Annotated in this window: 14 protein-coding genes; 8 read left to right on the top strand and 6 right to left on the bottom strand. The window is 75.7% G+C overall.

Going from position 1 to position 14,194, the window contains the following annotated elements; all coding sequences use genetic code 11:
- Position 1: 1 nt before the first annotated feature.
- From QSK52_RS28095 to QSK52_RS28110, 4 genes are all read left to right on the top strand, one after another.
- Positions 2-463, top strand: a complete 462-nt coding sequence (locus QSK52_RS28095; protein ID WP_285738978.1) for a MarR family winged helix-turn-helix transcriptional regulator — start codon at positions 2-4, stop codon at positions 461-463.
- A 337-nt stretch (positions 464-800) separates the two neighbouring features.
- Positions 801-1,565: a LamB/YcsF family protein gene (locus tag QSK52_RS28100; RefSeq protein ID WP_285738979.1), complete on the top strand. Its 765-nt coding sequence runs from the start codon at positions 801-803 to the stop codon at positions 1,563-1,565.
- Between the two features lie 256 nt (positions 1,566-1,821).
- On the top strand, positions 1,822-2,868 hold the full coding sequence (locus QSK52_RS28105) for a DNA gyrase subunit B (RefSeq protein ID WP_285738980.1): 1,047 nt from the start codon (positions 1,822-1,824) through the stop codon (positions 2,866-2,868).
- Positions 2,865-3,890, top strand: a complete 1,026-nt coding sequence (locus QSK52_RS28110) for a DNA gyrase subunit B (protein ID WP_285738981.1) — start codon at positions 2,865-2,867, stop codon at positions 3,888-3,890. The genes QSK52_RS28105 and QSK52_RS28110 overlap by 4 nt, the downstream gene beginning before the upstream one ends.
- 4 nt (positions 3,891-3,894) lie before the next feature.
- Here the strand turns inward: QSK52_RS28110 and QSK52_RS28115 are convergent, their stop codons facing one another.
- On the bottom strand, positions 3,895-4,566 hold the full coding sequence (locus QSK52_RS28115) for a B3/B4 domain-containing protein (RefSeq protein ID WP_285738982.1): 672 nt from the start codon (positions 4,564-4,566) through the stop codon (positions 3,895-3,897).
- Positions 4,567-4,584: 18 nt separating this feature from the next.
- A complete protein-coding gene (locus QSK52_RS28120) occupies positions 4,585-5,421 on the bottom strand; it encodes an EamA family transporter (RefSeq protein WP_285738983.1) in 837 nt (278 codons plus the stop codon).
- Positions 5,422-5,574: 153 nt separating this feature from the next.
- Between QSK52_RS28120 and QSK52_RS28125 the strand changes: the two genes are divergently transcribed.
- From QSK52_RS28125 to QSK52_RS28135, 3 genes are all read left to right on the top strand, one after another.
- Positions 5,575-6,147 (top strand): GNAT family N-acetyltransferase, encoded by a 573-nt coding sequence (locus tag QSK52_RS28125; RefSeq protein WP_285738984.1) that lies wholly within the window; start codon positions 5,575-5,577, stop codon positions 6,145-6,147.
- 173 nt (positions 6,148-6,320) lie between these two features.
- Positions 6,321-7,166 carry an undecaprenyl-diphosphate phosphatase gene (locus QSK52_RS28130; RefSeq protein WP_285738985.1) on the top strand — a complete coding sequence of 282 codons (846 nt, stop codon included), beginning with the start codon at positions 6,321-6,323 and terminating at the stop codon, positions 7,164-7,166.
- A 156-nt stretch (positions 7,167-7,322) separates the two neighbouring features.
- Positions 7,323-7,772: a VOC family protein gene (locus QSK52_RS28135; RefSeq protein WP_285738986.1), complete on the top strand. Its 450-nt coding sequence runs from the start codon at positions 7,323-7,325 to the stop codon at positions 7,770-7,772.
- A gap of 59 nt (positions 7,773-7,831) precedes the next feature.
- Here QSK52_RS28135 and QSK52_RS28140 read toward each other — a convergent pair whose 3' ends face one another.
- A complete protein-coding gene (locus QSK52_RS28140) occupies positions 7,832-8,821 on the bottom strand; it encodes an ArsR/SmtB family transcription factor (RefSeq protein ID WP_285738987.1) in 990 nt (329 codons plus the stop codon).
- Positions 8,822-8,904: 83 nt separating this feature from the next.
- On the opposite strand from QSK52_RS28140, the gene QSK52_RS28145 reads away from it, so the two are divergent.
- Entirely contained in the window at positions 8,905-10,104 is a 1,200-nt protein-coding gene (locus QSK52_RS28145; protein ID WP_285738988.1) for an MFS transporter, read from the top strand.
- A gap of 27 nt (positions 10,105-10,131) precedes the next feature.
- On the opposite strand, the gene QSK52_RS28150 is transcribed toward QSK52_RS28145, so the two are convergent.
- From QSK52_RS28150 to QSK52_RS28160, 3 genes are all read right to left on the bottom strand, one after another.
- Positions 10,132-10,893: a DUF1775 domain-containing protein gene (locus QSK52_RS28150; protein ID WP_285738989.1), complete on the bottom strand. Its 762-nt coding sequence runs from the start codon at positions 10,891-10,893 to the stop codon at positions 10,132-10,134.
- Between the two features lie 11 nt (positions 10,894-10,904).
- The gene (locus QSK52_RS28155) at positions 10,905-12,329 is read right to left on the bottom strand and encodes a HEAT repeat domain-containing protein (RefSeq protein WP_285738990.1); all 1,425 of its coding nucleotides are present in this window, start codon (positions 12,327-12,329) and stop codon (positions 10,905-10,907) included.
- Positions 12,330-12,596: 267 nt separating this feature from the next.
- On the bottom strand, positions 12,597-14,081 hold the full coding sequence (locus tag QSK52_RS28160) for a DNA-binding protein NsdB (RefSeq protein WP_285738991.1): 1,485 nt from the start codon (positions 14,079-14,081) through the stop codon (positions 12,597-12,599).
- Positions 14,082-14,194 lie beyond the last annotated feature (113 nt).

A 14,194-nucleotide genomic window follows, 5' to 3' on the forward strand; every position in this document is an offset into this window, starting at 1 on the left:
CATGCAGCGCCACGAGGAACTCGCCCTGATCGAACGCGAGATGATGCTGCTCGCCCGTCACCAGGTACTGGCCACCGCCCGCACCAACGGCGGCCCCGACGCCCTGGAGCGCAGCGCGTACACCCTGCTCAGCCGGATCGAGACCGAGGGCCCGCTGACCATCGGCCAGCTCGCCGAAGCCTTCGGGCTCGACACCTCCACCGTCAACCGGCAGACCGCCGCGATGCTGCGGGCCGGCCTGGTCGACCGCATCCCGGACCCGGACGGCGGCGTGGCCCGCAAGCTGCGGATCACCGAGGAGGGCCTGCGCCGCCTGCACCAGGACCGCGACTGGTCGATCCAGGGCCTGGCCAAGGTGGTCGGCGACTGGACGGCCGCCGACCTGGCCGGCTTCGCCGAGGTGCTGGAGCGCTTCAACCGCGACATCGAACGGGTCCAGGGCCGCCCCTGGCCGCGCGGCTGACGGCACGACCCGGGCCCGCCCGCCCCGACCGCCGAGCACCCGCCGAGCACCCGCCGCACGCCCGTCCCCGGCCGCCGCGCACCCGTCAACGCCCGCCACCCACCGCTCCCCCGGCGGGTGTTGCGCCGAGCGGGTGGCCCTCGTGACGCCCGTCCGCGACCTGACGGGTAAAACCTGTCGCCCGGCCGCGGCCGCCACCCCCGGCCGAAACGATCAGGCCCTACGATCACCCCCAGAAGCGGACACCGGCCCCGGAACGGCCCCGGAACGGGCCCGGTCCCGGCCCGGAACGGGTCGCGTGCGGAAGGGCGGACGAGGAGGAGAAGTGGCCGACGCGGTGATCGATCTCAATGCGGACCTCGGCGAGGGCTTCGGACGCTGGAGCCTGACCGACGACGAGGCCCTGCTCTCGGTGGTCACCAGTGCCAACGTCGCCTGCGGCTTCCACGCGGGCGACCCGTCCACGATGCGCCGGGTCTGCTCGCTGGCCGCCGAGCGCGGCGTGCGGATCGGCGCCCAGGTCTCCTACCGCGACCTCGCCGGGTTCGGCCGCCGCGCCATGGACGTCCCGCCGGAGGAACTGGCCGACGAGATCGCCTACCAGATCGGCGCGCTCCAGGTGTTCGCCCGCGCGGCGGGCTCCCGGGTCTCCTACGTCAAGCCGCACGGCGCGCTCTACAACCGGGTGGTGCACGACAACGAGCAGGCGGAGGCGGTGGTCTCGGGCGTGCTGCGGGCCGGTGCGGTCTGCGACGGCCCGCTGCCGCTGCTCGGCCTGCCCGGCTCCCGGCTGCTGGCGGTCGCCGAGGGCGTCGGCCTGCCCGTGGTCACCGAGGCGTTCGCCGACCGCGCCTACACCTGGGCCGGGACCCTCGTCCCGCGCCGCGACCCGGAGGCCGTCGTCCACGACCCCGAGGCGGTGATCGCCCGCGCCGTCGGCATCGCCCGGGACGCCACCGTCACCGCCGTCGGCGGCGAGCCGATCGCCGTCCAGGCCCGCTCCCTCTGCGTCCACGGCGACACCCCGGGCGCCGCCCAACTCGCCTGGCGGGTACGGGGCGCGCTGGCCTCTGCGGGCGTCCGGGTCGAGGCGTTCGCCTGATCCTCCCGACGCCCCGTCACGCCCCGGAAAATTCCTGGAATTCCCGCCCCGCCGCCCGCCCGGAAAGGCCCCTTCCCGGCCCTGCGCCGCACCGCCGCGCCCCCGGCCCCCACCTCCCGGTGCGTGGCGGTCACCCGGCCGCGCAACCCCTCGCCGCGGGCCGCACAGCCCTTCGACACATAGCCGCTGACCTGGTGTTTTCCCGTTTTTCCCCTAGGGTTGGCGGCACTGCGGACCATGTCGGAGGGGACACGTGATGACCGAATACAACGCTGCGCACATCCAGGTACTGGAGGGGGCGGCCGTCGCCCGGAAACGGCCCGGGATGTACATCGGCTCGACCGGCGCGAGCGGCCTGCACCAACTGCTGTACGAGGCACTGGACCCGGCGGCGGAGGCCGCCCTGCGGGGCCGGGCGAGCCGGATCGAGGTCACCCTGACCGTCGACGGCGGCGCCCGGGTCGGCCACGACGGCCGCCCCGACGAGAACCTGCCGGAGCAGCTGGCCCGCTTCTGGACGCCCCCGCGCCAGGCCGGCCCCCGGGTCTACCTCACCCGCTTCGGCACCGGCCTCTTCACCGTCAACGCGCTCTCCACCCGGCTGGTCGCCGAGCAGCACCGCGACGGCGCGGCCGTCCACCACGCCTACGCCCGGGGCGAGTTACTCGCCCCGCCCACCGAGACCGGCGCCACTGACCGCACCGGCACGACGATCACCTTCCACCCGGATCCGGAGATCTTCGAGACGGTCGCCTTCGACTACCCCACCCTGGCCGACCACCTGCGCGAACTTTCCCTGCTCAACCGGGAGTTGGACTTCACCCTGACCGACGAGCGCAGCACCCCGCCGCGCACCGAGCGCTTCCACCACCCGGCCGGCCTGGTCGACTTCACCACCCGCCTCGGCGGCGACCCCGCCCAGACCCTCACCGTCGTGACCGAGGACGAACGGATGGGCGGCGCCCTCGAGTTCGCCCTCTCCTGGACAGGCCGCGGCGGCGTCCACTGCTACGCCAACAGTCGCCGCACCGGCGAGGGCACCCACCTCACCGGTTTCCGGGCCGGCCTGCGGGCCGCCCTGCTCCCCCGCCTGGGCCGGCACGCCCTGCGCGCCCTGTCCGGCGAACTGACGGCAGTGGTCTCGGTCAAGCTGGACGACCCGGACTACCAGGGCTGCATCCGCGACGTGCTCGGCAACCACCCCGTCCACGCCTGCACCGCCGAGGCCGTGCGACACGCGGTGGAAGCCTGGCTCGGCGAACACCCCGAGCGCGCCGCCGAGTTGGCGGGGGCGGGCCGGTGAGCGAGTACGACGCCAGCGCGATCGTGGTCCTGGAGTGGCCGGAGTCGGTGCGCAAGCGGCCCGGCATGTACATCGGCTCGATCGGCGAACGCGGGCTGCACACCATCGTGCACGACACGGTGGAGGCGGCGGCGAACGAGGTGCTGTCCGGACGGGCGACCCGCGTCGACGTCGCGCTGACGGCCGACGGCGGGGTGCGGGTGGGCCACGACGGCACCCACCCCCTCGACTTGACCCGCGTGCTGACCGTGATCGCGGCCGGCTACGGCTGCGGCCTGGATCGCCGGCAGATCGCCTGGGGCGGCACCTGCCTGGCCGTCACCAACGCGCTCTCCACCCGCCTGGAGGTGCGGGAGCAGCGCGACGGCACGACCGTCCACCACGCCTACGCCCGGGGCGAGCGGATCACCCCGCCCGTCGACAGCGGCCCGGTCGACGGCACCGTGATCACCTTCCACCCCGATCCGGAGATCTTCGAGACCGTCGCCCTCCGCTACCACCTGCTGGCCGATCACCTGCGCGAATTGGCCCTGCTCAACCGGGAGTTGGACTTCACCCTGACCGACGAGCGCAGCACCCCGCCGCGCACCGAGCGCTTCCACCACCCGGCCGGCCTGGTCGACTTCACCACCCGCCTCGGCGGCGACCCCGCCGAGACGCTCACCGTCGAGACCGAGGACGACCGGATGGGCGGCACCCTCGACCTCGCCCTCTCCTGGACGGGCGGTGGCGGCGTCCACTGCTACGCCAACAGCCGCCCGCTGGACGGCGGCACCCAACTGGTGGGCTTCCGCGAGGGGTTGGCCGCCGCACTCGGCCGCGCCGACCTGCCCGACGGGCTGATCGAAGGGCTGACCGCCGTCCTCTCGGTCAAGCTCGACGAGTTGGAACTGGAGGGCGCCACCCTGCGCACGCTCGGCAACACCCCCGCCCGGGCCTGCACCGCCGAGGCAGTGCAGCGCGCGGTGGAAGCCTGGCTGGCCGAACACCCGCACCGGGCCGCCGAGTTGGCGGGCGACTGACACCTCAGCCGAGGTACCGCACCGCGACCTGCTCGCTGTGCGGTGCCAGCAGGGCGCGCAACTCCTCGGCGGGCCCGGCGAGTTCCGCGCCGTCCATGGTCTCCAGCACGAACAGCACGTCCGTCGCCCGTTCGGTGACGCGGGTGCGGTGGGCGTCGCGGTGGTTCCAGTGCCGGGTGAGGACGCCCGCCGCGTCGGCGTAGACCACCTCGCCGGGCCTGGGGTGCTCGACGGTGTCGGGCGCGCCGAGCGGGGTGAACTCCTCGGTGCCGTCGGCGAACCGGATCTCGATCGGGCCGTCGACCGCCGCCAGGTCGAACGCCCCGGCCGGGTGGGCGTGCCGGACGGAGACGGCGTTGTACGAGTCGACGGCGGGGTTGATCCGGGGCAGCGCGCCCTGCTTGGCGAGGCGGCGGCCGAGCGCGTCCACGCTGGGGCGGACCCGGCGCGGGTTGCTGCCGAAGGCGCGGTAGGCGGTGTGCCAGGCGGCGATCCGCGGGTCGTGCTCGTCGGCGGGGTGCCAACCGCCTCGGGACGCCAGGGTTTCCAGCCGGGCGAGCGCGGCCTCGGTGGCGGGCCAGGGCCGGTCGGCGCGGACGCCGTGGGCGGTGAGGACGGCGATCCGGGCGGCGGGGAAGGCCGCGGCGACGTCGGGGTGCAGGCGGGGAAGGGTCATGGTGGGTCTCCGGAGGGGTCAGGTCAGGGCCAGCAGGCCGACCGCGAGGGCGGCCGCGCCGAGGCCGGCCAGCTGGCCGCGGTGGATGCGTTCGGCCAGGACGGCGCGGGCCAGCAGCACGGTGCCGGCCGGGTAGAGCGCGGTGATCACCGCGACCACGGCCAGGTCGCCGCTGCGGGCGGCGAGCAGGAACAGCACCCCGGCCAGCGAGTCGAGCACCCCGGCGGCGGCCGCCAGGGCGTACGCGGGGCGCTCGGGGCCGAGCCGACGGCGCCACAGCACGGCGGCGCCCAGGGTGAGCGCGGAGGTGACGGCGCGGCCGACGATCAGCGGGGCGACGCCGCTGCCGGACGGGGCCTGGTGCAGGCAGACCAGCTGGACGGCGATCGCGCCGCCCGCGCCCAGTGCCAGCAGCAGCGCGTGGCGGCTCACCCCGGCCCGGCCGCCGCCCGGGCCGGCGCTGACCAGCACCACCGCGAACAGCGCCAGCGGCAGGCCGAGCAGCCCGGCGGCGCCCAGCCGCTCGCCCTGGAGCAGGCCGACCAGGACCGGCAGCATCGCCGAGACCAGCGCCGTCACCGGCGAGAGCACGTTCATCGGGCCGATCGCCAGCGTCCGGTAGAGCAGGGCGAACGCCGCCGCCGAGGCCACGCCGGAGGCCGCGCCCCAGCCGACCGCCCCGGCCTCGAACCGGGCGCCGAGCAGCGGCCAGAGCAGCAGCTCGACGGCCAGGCTGGCGGGCGCGGCGACCAGCACGGTGCGCAGCACGTGCGCGCGGCGGGCGCCGAGGCCGCCGAGGAAGTCGGCGCAGCCGTAGGCGAGGGAGCAGCCGAGAGCGAGCAGCAGAGCGAGCATCACACTTCCCCGATGGTGAGGCGGAACGGTTCGACCGTACAACAGAGTGAACGAAACAGACCAACAGAGTGATCGGCGCCCGCATTCCCCACTCCGCCCCCTCCCCCGGAAAAGCGCTTGCCGCTCCCCCGACCCCGGTGCTCTGCTCGCCCGGTGACCACCCTCCGCCTGCGCACCGAGCGGCTCGCCCTGCGCCGCCTCACCCCCGCCGACCTGCCCGCCGTCACCGCCCTGTGCGGCGACCCGGAGGTGATGCGGTACATCGACGACGGCCGCCCCGTCCCGCCCGCCCGGGTCGCGGACGAGCTGCTGCCCGGCCTGCTGCGCGAGTACGCCGAACTGCCGGACGGGCTGGGCTGCTGGGCGCTGGAGGCGGACGGGCGCTTCCTGGGGTGGGCGGCGCTGCGCCCGCCCGCCTCGGTCGGCCTGGCGGAGGCGGACGGCCTGGAGCTGGGCTACCGGCTGCTGCCCGCCGCCCGGGGCCGGGGGTACGCCACCGAGGCGGTGTCCGCGCTGGTCGGCGCCGCGTTCGCGGAGCTGGGCGCCGAGCGGGTGGCGGCCACCACGATGGCGGTGAACACGGCCTCCCGGCGCGTCCTGGAGCGGTCCGGGCTGCGCCACGTGCGGACGTTCCACTTCGACTGGCCGGACCCGCTCCCGGGCAGCGAGCAGGGCGACGTGGTCTACGCGCTGACCCGCGCCGAGCGGGAGGCGTCCGCGCGCTGAGGCCGCCGGTGCGAATGGTCCGGTCCGTCCGGATCTGCACCTTTGCGATCTTCAGTACATCCGGACCCCTTATCATCTGCCCGCACCGGACCGCGCCCGGCCGCCGGACCACCCACGAACGAACAGGAAACCGCCATGCTGAGCCTCCGAGAGATATCCACGGCGGGTGTCCGGTGACCGAGTGGTTCCACGCCGCCGTGCTCGGCCTGGTGCAGGGGCTGACCGAGTTCCTGCCGGTCTCCTCCAGCGCCCACCTGCGGGTCTTCTCCGCCCTGGCCGGCTGGGACGACCCGGGCGCGGCGTTCACGGCGGTGACGCAGCTGGGCACCGAGTCCGCGGTGCTGATCTACTTCCGGCGCGACATCGGCGCGATCGTCAGGGCCTGGACGCTGTCGCTGTTCCGGGCTGAGTGGCGGCGCGACCAGAACGCGAAGCTCGGCTGGTACGTGATCGTCGGCACGCTGCCGATCGGCATCCTCGGCAAGCTGTTCCAGGACACCATCGAGACCACCCTGCGCGACCTGCGCCTGATCGGCACCACGCTGATCGTCTTCGGCGTGGTCCTGGCGGTCGCCGACCGCTCCCGCGCCGTCCGCAACGCCCGTCCGATCGGCGCGCTGAACTTCCGGCACGCGCTGATCTACGGCGGCGCCCAGTCACTGGCGCTGATCCCGGGCGTCTCCCGCTCCGGCGGCACGATCAGCGCGGGCCTGTTCCTCGGCTACAGCCGGGAGGCGGCCGCCCGCTACTCCTTCCTGCTCGCCATCCCGGCGGTGCTGGCCTCCGGCGGCCTGGAGCTGCTCAAGATCGGTGACGGCCCGGCGCCCGCCTGGGGTCCGACGATCCTGGCCACCCTGATCGCCTTCGCGGTCGGCTACGCGGCGATCGCCTGGTTCCTGAAGTACATCTCGCACAACAGCTTCACGCCGTTCGTGGTCTACCGGATCCTGCTCGGCATCACCATCATCGCCCTGGTCACCGCGGGCACCCTCGACCCGAACGCGGGCGCCGTGCACTGACGCCCTCGCACCGCCCCGCGGGGACGGTCCGCCGGAGCCCCGGCCGGACCGTCCCCGTGGCCGTTCCCGCTCCCGCCGTCACCCCGTCGCGGGGCGACGCGCCGGGACGCCGAAGATCGTTGCCGTTCGATCTGATGTGCGATTAAATCCCTTGGCATGACGCTCACTTGGAAAATTGTCGTGGACAGCCGGGACTCCGCCGAGCTCGCCGAGTTCTGGGCCGCCGCCCTCGAGTACGAGGTCGAGGACCCGACCGCGCTGATCGACGACCTGCTCGCCGCCGGCCGGCTCCCCGCCGCCGCGGTCCGCGAACACGGGGGCCGCAAGCTGTTCCGCGGCTACGCGGCCGTCCGCCACCCCGAGGACCCGTACGACCCGGCGAGCGGCGTCGGCAAGGGCCGCCGGATCCTCTTCCAGGACGTCCCCGAGACCAAGCAGGGCAAGAACCGGCTGCACATCGACGTCCACTCCGACGGCGAACTCGACGCCGTGGTGGCCCGGTTGGAGAAGCTCGGCGCCACCCGGGTCGAGGAGCAGGACCAGGGCCCGGCCGGCCACTGGTGGGTGATGCGCGACCCCGAGGGCAACGAGTTCTGCGTCGCCTGAACCGGTCGCCCGGACGCCCGACCTCAACCGGACGCCCGGCCTCAACCAGGCGTCCGGCCTCAGCGGGCGCCCGGCCCCGCCACCAGCCGGTCGCCCAGCTCCGTGCGGTGGTAGAGCACCCGGCGGCCCACCCTGGTCCGGTCGACCAGGCCGCTGTCGCGCAGGATCGCCAGGTGCCCGCCGACCGTGCCCACCGACTGGGCCAGCAGCAGGGCGAGTTCGCTGGTGGTGGCGGGCGTCTCCAGGTTCCGCAGGATCTGCGCCCGCCCGCCGCCGAGCAGCCGGGCCAGCGCCCGCCCGTCCCCCGGCCGGTCGCCGCCGCCGTCCTCCCCCGTCCCGCGGGCCGGGTACACCATCGCGTACGGGCGGCCCGGCGCCTCGCACAGCCAGGAGCTGCGCTGCGCCGTGACCGGGACGAACAGCATCCCGTCCGGCCCGACCAGCCGGTCCGGCCCGGGGCGGTCGCTGAACCGGATCGCGTCCGCGCCGACCCAGGCGCTGGTCCGGTTCATCAGGTGCAGGGCCCGCGGCCAGCCGTGCGCGGCCAGCAGCCCGGCCCGGTGGGTGACGTCGCGCTGCAGGGCGGCCCGCCGGGCGGGCCAGTCCGCGGCCAGGTGCGCGTCCCAGACCTCGCGGAACAGCGCGGCGGCGCGGGCGCCGTGGCCGCGGCCGGTGAGCCCGTCCAGTCGCTGGCCCGCCCAGGCGTGCGCCTGCGAGGTGCGCAGTCCCGCCTCCGCCACCTCGTCCGGCACCCGCGCCACCTCGGCGAGTTCGGACTCCAGCGTGGTCTCCATGCCGCCGCCCGGCGGCAGCGTCAGGTGGTCCGGCAGGTACTTGGTCGCCGCGATCAGCTCCACCAGCGCCCGCGCGTACCCGTCCCCCGCCAGCCGGGCCAGGAACGCCGGACGGTGCCGCTCCCGCCAGGCCGCGGCCCACGGCTCGGTGTGCGGACGGGCCAGTTGGACGACCGCCGCCAGCGTCTCCGCGAACGGCGACAGCGCGAACCGGGACCGCGACAGCGCGAGCGAGTCCAGCCGCAGCACGACCACGGCACCGCCCTCCCCCCTCGATGGCCTTTCGGCGGATCCCGAAACGATAGAGGCAGCGGCCCGCGGCCTCCCACACTCTGCGGGTGCTTCCACCACTCCTTCACCACCCCGGTTTCCGCCGCTTCCTGCTGGGCCGGACGGTCTCCCTGCTGGGCAGCGCGACGGCCCCGGTGGCCCTGGCCTTCGCCGTCCTCGACGCCGCCGCCGGACGGGCCGCCGACCTGGGCGCCGTGCTGGCCGTCCGGACGGTGCCGCTGCTGGGCCTGCTGCTGCTCGGCGGCGCGGTCGCCGACCGGTTCCCGCGGCGCACCGTCCTGGTCACCACCCACCTCGGCGCGGGCCTCAGCCAGGGCGCGGCCGCCGCCCTGCTGCTCACCGGCCACTACGCGCTCGGGCCGTTCGCCGCCCTGGAGTTCTGCAACGGCGCGCTGACCGCCTTCACCTCGCCCGCGCTGCGCGGCGTGCTGCCCGAACTCGTCCCGCCCGGGCAGCTCCGGCCCGCCAACGCCCTGCTGGGCCTCGCCGACAACGCCGGGAAACTGCTCGGTCCGCCGCTGGCCGGACTGCTGGTCGCCGGGGCCGGGCCCGGCTGGGCGGTCGCCCTCGACGCGGCGAGCTACCTGCCCGCCGCGTACCTCCTGGCCCGGCTCCCGGTCGGGGCCGCCCGCCCCCGACCGGCCGGGCTGCGCCGGGAGCTGCGCGCGGGCTGGACGGTCCTGCGCCGCACCCGCTGGCTCTGGTGGACCACCTGGTCCTGCTGCGTCACCAACCTGCTGCTGGTCGGGCCCTGGCAGGTCCTCGGCCCGCAGCTGGCCGGGCCCGCCCGGTGGGGCGTCCTGCTCGCCGCCCGCGGCGCCGGGCTGCTGCTGGCGGGCACCGCCGCCTACCGGCTGGCCCCGCGCCGCCTGCTCGCCACCGGCCAGCTCGCCGGGCTGCTGCTCCCGCTGCCCCTGCTCGCCCTCGGCCGGCACGGCCCCGTCCCCTGGCTGCTGGCCGCGGCGTTCGCCTCCGGCCTGGGCCTGGCGCTGTCCGCCACCGCCTGGGACACCTCGCTCCAGGAGCACCTGCCGAACGAGGTCCTCTCCCGGGTGTCGGCCAACGCCGACGTCCTCTCCTACCTGGCGATCCCGCTCGGCCAGCTCGCCTGCGGACCGCTCACCGGCCGTTTCGGCGCCCCGGCCGTGGCCACCGCCGCCGCGACGGCCCAGGCCGCCCTCGTCCTGCTCCCGCTGCTCTCCCCCGCCGTCCGCCGCCTGCCGCACGCCGCCCCGGCCCCGGCCTGAGCACGGCCGGGTGACCGGGCCGACGGGTCAGGCGGAGGGGGACTTCCGGCGGCGCAGCACCAGGACGACCAGCGCGCCGAGGACGGCGACGCCCGCGATGCTGCCGAGCACGACCGCGGTGGTGCTGGTGCCGTCCGCGCCGTCCTCCGGGGCCGCGGCCGCCACGGAGGGCGCGGCGGACGGGCTGGACGGCGCGCTCGCCGAAGCCGAAGCCGGTGCTGAGGCCGAGGCCGAGGCCGAGGCCGAGGCCGCGGCGGACGCCGGGGCGCTCGCACCGACCCCCGCGAGCGGGGTCGCCCCGGGGGCGGCCGGGCGCAGGGCGAGCGTCGGGGCGGGGTGCTCCGGCTTGCTGCCGTTCTGCGGGAGCTCGATCCAGCGGTCGGTGTGGCCGTCGGAGTAGTCGACCAGGGTCTTGAAGACCAGCGAGTCGGTGTCGGGCAGCTGCCGGACCTTGACCGTCCACTCGGCGGCCGCGCCGGGCGCAAGGGACGGTCCGGCCACCGCGTAGCCGTCGGCGGTGGGCGTCAGGGCCCAGCCGTCGGGGGCCTTGACCAGGGTGACGTCGGCGGGGGCGAGCCCGCCGGGCAGCACGACCTTGACGTCGGCGATGCCCGCCGTGGAGGACTCGCCCTCGGCGGAGAAGGCCACCTGGGCGTCGACCGCGAGGGCCTGTGCGGTCGAGGAGTCGACCTCGACGTGCGCCGCCGCGGCCCCGGCCGCGCCGAGCACCAGGCCCAGCGCGAGGGCGGCGGGTACGACGGACCGGCGGAGCGCTCGTGATCGCTGCATGGCCGAACAGCTTACCGGTCGCGGGCCGTCAGGCGGCCGCGGACGGCGGCGTGCACCTCGGCCTCCTCGGCCGGGTCGGCGGCGAGCCGGCGCAGGCGTTCGAGGACGCGGACGTCACCGGTGGTGACGTGGGTGGCGGCGAGCTCGCGGGTGGACTCCTCGCAGTCCCAGAGGCACTCGACGGCCGGTCCGGCCCCGAAGTTGGGGTCGGTGACGGCGAGCGCCTGGGCGGCGCGGCCGCGCAGCTCGGAGGAGGCGGCTTCGCCGTAGACGTGCCGCAGGGCGGGGACGGCGGCGGTGGCGTGCAGTCGGCCGACGCCGTCGACCAGGCTGCCGAGGGCGGCGCCGGTGACGCCGTTCAGCGAGATCCACTGGTGCAGTCCGGCGACGACCAGCGGGGCGTCGCAGGCTTCGCCCGCGTCGGCGAGGAGGCGGACGGCGGCCTGGGCGAGGGCGCTGTCCGCGCCGCCGGTCGCCGGGTCGGCCCAGCGGCGGGCGTGCGCGAGCGCCTCGGGACCTCGCATCCGGCCGAGCAGCTCCAGCGAGGCCCGGACCACCCGGTGGTCCAGGTCCGCGGCGGCGGTCTCGATCAGGGCGGCGGCGGCCGGGTCGCGCTGCTCGACGAGGTGCCGGAGCGCGGCGCAGCGGGCGCCGGCCGGTCCGTGCGCGGCGGCGTCGTGCAGCAGCGGCGCGTCCTCGGGGCGGACGACGGCGGTGAGGCAGCGGGCGGCCGCGGCGGCGCGGCGGGCGAGGGCGTCGGGTGCGGCGCTGTCGCCCTGGTCGGCCCAGGCGAGCACGTCGGCGGTGGACCAGCCGGGGGTGACGCCGGGGCGGTTCAGTTGCCGTTGCCACAGGTCGAACGGCGACTGCTCGGCGGCGGCGGCGACCCGCGGGTGGTGGGCGGCCCACAGCCGCCACACCCGGGGCTCGTACGCGGCGCGGACGGCTTCGCGCAGTTCGGCGTCGCCCTCCGGGTCGGCCGGGAAGCGGGCGAGGACGGCGGGGGCGAGGGCGAGCAGGGCCTCGTCGGTGTCGCGCAGGGCGAGCTCGTCGAGGGCCCAGGCCCAGTTGGTTCCGGTGGTGGTGTAGGCGCGCAGCAGGTCGAGGGCGTCGCGGCGGCCGTAGCCGGCGAGGTGGCCCAGGACGGCGAGGGCGAGGCCGGTGCGGGCCTCGTCGGTGTCGAGGCTGTCCTCGGGCGAGTGCAGGTGGAGCTCGATGCCGGTGAGGGGGGCTTCGAGCTCCATGTAGAGGCGTGCGTAGTACAGGGAGCGGTTCTCGACCTGCCAGTCGGCGCGGGGGTCGTTGGTGACGCAGGTCTCGACGGCGGCGATCGCCTCGTCGCGGTCTGCGGCCAACGCATGCAGCTGCCCGTCTCCGCGGCCTCTCTGCAGGAGGCCGAGGAGGCTGGCGCTGGGCGCTATCACTGGCTCGAACATGAGGTCAGCATCCGTTGCGGCGGTCGTCGTGGCAACGGGATTTCCGTCGCCGGGGTCGGTTGGCACAGCTCAGGCGCCCGGGCGCCGGAATCACCGAAGGTTACCGCCTGGGTGGCCGGTCTGCACACAGGGCAACGGATTTCCCCGGCGTGACCGTGGCAAACCGGGTCCGTCCGTACCGGATCGACCCCTTCCGCAACGGGACGTGCGTTCGAGCACGAATCGGATCGGCCCGCAGCTGGGAAAGGGCTCCGGGCCGACGGGCCGTCAGACCGTCCGGGGGCCCCGCGGCGCGGGGAGGGCCGCGTGGATCTGCTCCCGGAGTTCGGCGACCGCGGGCAGCCCCTGGTAGCGGGTGGAGAGGCGGTACATCTCGCGCAGCCGGTCCCAGGTGCGCTTGGAGGAGGTGTCGTTGATCGAGGCGAGGGCCAGCTTGGCCTGCACCTGGGCCTCGTCGGGTTCGCCGGAGATCCAGTGGATGGAGGCCAGGTTGATCCGGTCGAGCAGCGCGGAGCGCTCCCGGCCGGTGGCCTGGCGCAGCCGGATCGCGGTCTGGGCGTGCCGGAGGGCGAGCGGGACGGCGCCGGGGTCGTGCTCGGCGAGGGTGCGGTAGACCAGGGCCTGCATGCCGTGCAGCTCGGCCTCGTTGAACAGCTGCATCCAGCTGGGGGCGGGTTCGGCGGCGTCCTGGACGAAGAGCTCCTCGGCCTCGCCGAGCACCCGGCGGGTGGCCTCGGAGCGGCCGAGCGCGGCCTGCGCCCAGGCCTCGACGGTGTGCAGCATGGCCCGGGTGCGCGGCTGGGTGCCCTCCTTCGGCCCGGCGCTGGCGTTGGCGAGCTGCATGAGTTCGAGGGCGTCGTCGGCCCGGCCGAGGTGGAGCATCTGGCGGGCGGCCCGGGAGATCGCCTCCCCGGCCCGGGGGCGGTCGTCGGCCTCCCGGGCGGCCTGCGCGGCGATCACGAAGTAGCGCTGGGCGGTGGGTTCGAGGCCGACGTCGTGGGACATCCAGCCGGCCAGCACCGCGAGGTTGGCGGCGACCGTCCAGAGCCTGCGCTCCAGCGCGGGCGGGTGGCCGTGGGTGAGCAGGCCGCCGACCTCGTTGAGCTGGCCGACCACGGCCTTGCGCTGGAGCCCGCCGCCGCGCGAGGCGTCCCAGGCCCGGAACACCTCGACGGCGCGTTCCAGGGCGGCGACCTCCTCGTTGCCGACCGGTCCGGGTTCGTAGACGTCGAGGACGGGCCGGGGCCCGCCCCGGGCGGGGACGTGGCGGGGGCCGGGACGGGCGGCCGCCGCGGCGACGGCGCCGCCGGTCAGCCAGTCGTGCAGGTTGTCGGCGATGACCGCGCCCGCCGCGAGGGCGGCCGAGGCGCCGACCAGTCCGCGTCTGTTCAGCATGAGGTCCATTCCCGTGAACTCGGTGAGGACCGCGGCCGTCCGATCCGGTGCCCAGGGCTCCTTCGGCGGTACTGCGCTGCTGCCGGACCTGGTGGGCCGGTGTCGTTCGAGACCTAGGTCCTCGGTGGTGACGACACGGCCGAGCCGCTCCGTGAACACGGCGGCCAGCACCCTCGGCACCGGGTCGCGCGGGATCTCTCCCTGCTCGATCCAGCGCCGGACCCGGGAGGTGTCGGTGGACAGCTGCTGCTCGCCCAGCGCGGCACCCCGCCGGTTGACCAGCCGGGCCAGCTCGCCCTTGGACCATCCGGTCAGGGCGAAGTGGTCGGCCAGTCTGGTGTTCGGCCCCTTGCTCAACTGAAGCCCCCAGGATCCTCGGCTGGTCACCGACCCTAGTGGCTCTGTCACATGCCAGGCGACCATTCGCCAGGGTTCGCCAGGGTGCGCTACGTGGTGTGCCAGTGCCGTCG

The sequence above is a fragment of the Kitasatospora phosalacinea genome, assembly GCF_030268885.1.
Taxonomy (GTDB): Bacteria; Actinomycetota; Actinomycetes; order Streptomycetales; family Streptomycetaceae; genus Kitasatospora; species Kitasatospora phosalacinea_C.

What these genes read in the sequence shown, in the direction of transcription:
- QSK52_RS28115 (WP_285738982.1), bottom strand. Translation starts at nt 4,566, where the DNA reads ATGACCCTTCCCCGCCTGCACCCCGACGTCGCCGCGGCCTTCCCCGCC.
- QSK52_RS28155 (WP_285738990.1), bottom strand. Translation starts at nt 12,329, where the DNA reads ATGTTCGAGCCAGTGATAGCGCCCAGCGCCAGCCTCCTCGGCCTCCTG.
- QSK52_RS28135 (WP_285738986.1), top strand. Translation starts at nt 7,323, where the DNA reads ATGACGCTCACTTGGAAAATTGTCGTGGACAGCCGGGACTCCGCCGAG.
- QSK52_RS28105 (WP_285738980.1), top strand. Translation starts at nt 1,822, where the DNA reads ATGACCGAATACAACGCTGCGCACATCCAGGTACTGGAGGGGGCGGCC.
- QSK52_RS28150 (WP_285738989.1), bottom strand. Translation starts at nt 10,893, where the DNA reads ATGCAGCGATCACGAGCGCTCCGCCGGTCCGTCGTACCCGCCGCCCTC.
- QSK52_RS28120 (WP_285738983.1), bottom strand. Translation starts at nt 5,421, where the DNA reads ATGCTCGCTCTGCTGCTCGCTCTCGGCTGCTCCCTCGCCTACGGCTGC.
- QSK52_RS28095 (WP_285738978.1), top strand. Translation starts at nt 2, where the DNA reads ATGCAGCGCCACGAGGAACTCGCCCTGATCGAACGCGAGATGATGCTG.